The 2,472-nt window shown below is 58.7% G+C and carries 2 protein-coding genes; both read right to left on the bottom strand.

Annotated features, from left to right (window positions below; translation table 11 throughout):
* Positions 1 to 130 precede the first annotated feature (130 nt).
* Positions 131 to 859, bottom strand: coding sequence for an IS21-like element helper ATPase IstB (istB, locus tag ACR0CE_RS20435; protein ID WP_480535166.1), 729 nt, complete (start codon positions 857 to 859; stop codon positions 131 to 133).
* Positions 792 to 2,357, bottom strand: a complete 1,566-nt coding sequence (gene istA / locus ACR0CE_RS20430) for an IS21 family transposase (protein WP_480833604.1) — start codon at positions 2,355 to 2,357, stop codon at positions 792 to 794. Before istA ends, istB begins: the two co-directional genes overlap by 68 nt.
* Positions 2,358 to 2,472 lie beyond the last annotated feature (115 nt).

Raw genomic sequence — 2,472 nt, 5'->3', positions numbered from 1 at the left:
TGTCAATCGGCATTGAACTTTAACCCCCTATCGGCATCCAACTTTGACCCCTTTTGTGATGAGCAGGCCCGGCGCTGCGTAGTCTCCATTTAACGCAGCTGCGACGGGCCTGCGAGGTTTGGGATTGGCTTTATGCTCGGTTTTTGAAGCGCCAGCTTTCGTTTCCGGTTTCGACGATCTCGCAGTGATGCGTGAGCCTGTCGAGGAGTGCGGTGGTCATCTTGGCATCACCGAAGACACTTGGCCATTCGCCGAATGCCAGGTTTGTTGTGACAATGATCGAGGTGCGTTCGTAGAGCTTGCTGACAAGATGGAATAGGAGTTGACCACCGGTCTGGGCGAAGGGGAGATAACCCAGTTCATCCAAGATCAGGAAGTCGAGCCGTGAGATCAGATCGGCGGTGCGCCCCTGGCGTTCTGCGCGGGCCTCAGCGTCCAATTTGTTCACCAGATCGACCACGTTGAAGAACCGGCCCCGGCGTCCGGCCCGGATGCACGCCCTGGCGATGCTGACGGCGAGATGGGTTTTGCCAGTTCCGGTGCCGCCGATCAGCACAAGGTTGCGCTGGTGATCCAGGAAGTCTCCGGTGGCCAGGTCGCGGATCAGGGTCTCGTTCGCCTCGGCGGTCTCGAAGTCGAACTCTTCCAGTTCCTTTGCCAGGGGCAGTTTGGCGATAGTCATTTGGTATTTGACAGACCGCGCCTGCTTCTCGCGGATCTCGGCGGTCAGCAGGTCACCGATGATCTGCTGCGGCTCGTGCTGCCGTTTGACGGCGGTCGTCAGAACCTCGTCATAGGCGGCTCTCATTCCGTAGAGCTTTAGCTTTCCCATCGCGTCGATCACGTCTGATCGTTCCATTTGTCCGTCTCCTCAAGCTGTCATATCGGTTGCAGTCGGCAATTGGCTCGCTGGCCAGCTTCAACGCATCTGGCGTCGCAATTGTCAGGGGCGGTGGCGGTTCGCGGTGTCGAGCCAGGATGTTCAGGACAACACCGGCGGAATGAACGTTGTGCGATAACGCCTCGGCGCAGGCCGCCTCTACCGCTTCGATCCCATCTGTCAGCACAGCACTCAGGATATCGACCATCTGCCGATCCCCGCCAGGCTGGCGTTCGAGCTTGCGCCGCACGCGGCGGATCGCAATCGGCAGGTCCCACTCCTTGAACGGTGCACCATTACGCAATGCCCCCGGCTTGCGGGCGAGAACTGGTATGTAATGCAGGGGATCGTAGACTGTGTGGTCGCGCCCGAAGGTACGCTCGTGTTGGCCGACAATCCGTCCATCCTGCCAGCATTCCAGCCGATCAGCATAGGCGCGGATCTCGACAGGTCGGCCGACCGCACGCGCATCGACCGAGTATCTGTTCTTGTCGAAGCGCACGAGGCAGGTCTTGGAGACGGAGGCCGGAGCCGCGTGGAATCCATCGAACGGGCCGACATAAGGAACGAGGCTGGGACGCTCCTCTTTGAACACCTCCCAGATGGTCTTGTCGCGCATCTCCGGGTGTTTGTTTGCCTTGGCATAGGCCAGGCACCGGTCCTCCAGCCAAGCATTCAGCTCGGTGTAGGATTTGAACTTTGGGCGCGGCACGAAGAAGCGCCGCCGGATGACACCAACCTGGTTCTCAACTTGCCCTTTCTCCCACCCGGATGCCGGGGTACAGGCAACCGGATCGACCAGATAATGCCCACACATTTTCTGGAACCGGCGATTATAGGCCCGGTCCTTGCCGACGAAGATCGCATCAACGGCGGTCTTCATGTTGTCATAGATGCCCCGAGCACACGCCCCACCGAAGAAGGCGAACGCCTTGTCATGAGCGTCAAACACCATCTCCTGCGTCTCACGCGGATAGGCCCGAACAAATGGCATCCGGCTGTGACAAAGGCGAACATGCGCGACCTTCACCGTGACGGCGGCACCATCGAGGATCACGAGCTCATGGCTCCAGTCGAATTGGTAGGCTTCACCCGGATCAAAGCTCAGTGGCACATAGGCTGCTGCGGACGCTTCCCGTGTCGCTTGCGACCAACTGGCCCCATATCGGCGCACCGCATCATAGCTGCCGTCATAACCCCGGTTGCGAAGCTCTTCGTAAATCCTGACCAGAGTCAGCCGCATGCGTTTGGGCTGTCGCGCATTCTCAGCCAACATCTCATCCAGATCGGAACGCCAGGGATCAATTTTGGGACGAGGTTGCGTGGATCGGTCATAGCTGAACTCTGTCGCACCGGAGCGCACCACCTTGCGAACTGTGTTCCGTGAAACCCGAAGCTCACGGCAGATCTGCTTGATCGACTTCCCCTGGATAAAATACGCCCGCCTGATCTTCGCAATCGTCTCCACAACCAACATCCCCAAAATCGCTCCCTCAAATCTGCGAGGAAGCTAACGAAACCAAATACCAGGAGGGTCAACTTTGGACGCCGATTACCCCAGTACAGGGGTCAATTTTGCATGCCGGTTCACA

The organism is Ruegeria sp. L11 (assembly GCF_056531755.1).
Note: the sequence above shows the minus strand (reverse complement) of the source record. Positions and strands in the feature narration are given on the sequence as shown.

What these genes read in the sequence shown, in the direction of transcription:
- istB (WP_480535166.1), bottom strand. Translation starts at nt 859, where the DNA reads ATGGAACGATCAGACGTGATCGACGCGATGGGAAAGCTAAAGCTCTAC.
- istA (WP_480833604.1), bottom strand. Translation starts at nt 2,357, where the DNA reads ATGTTGGTTGTGGAGACGATTGCGAAGATCAGGCGGGCGTATTTTATC.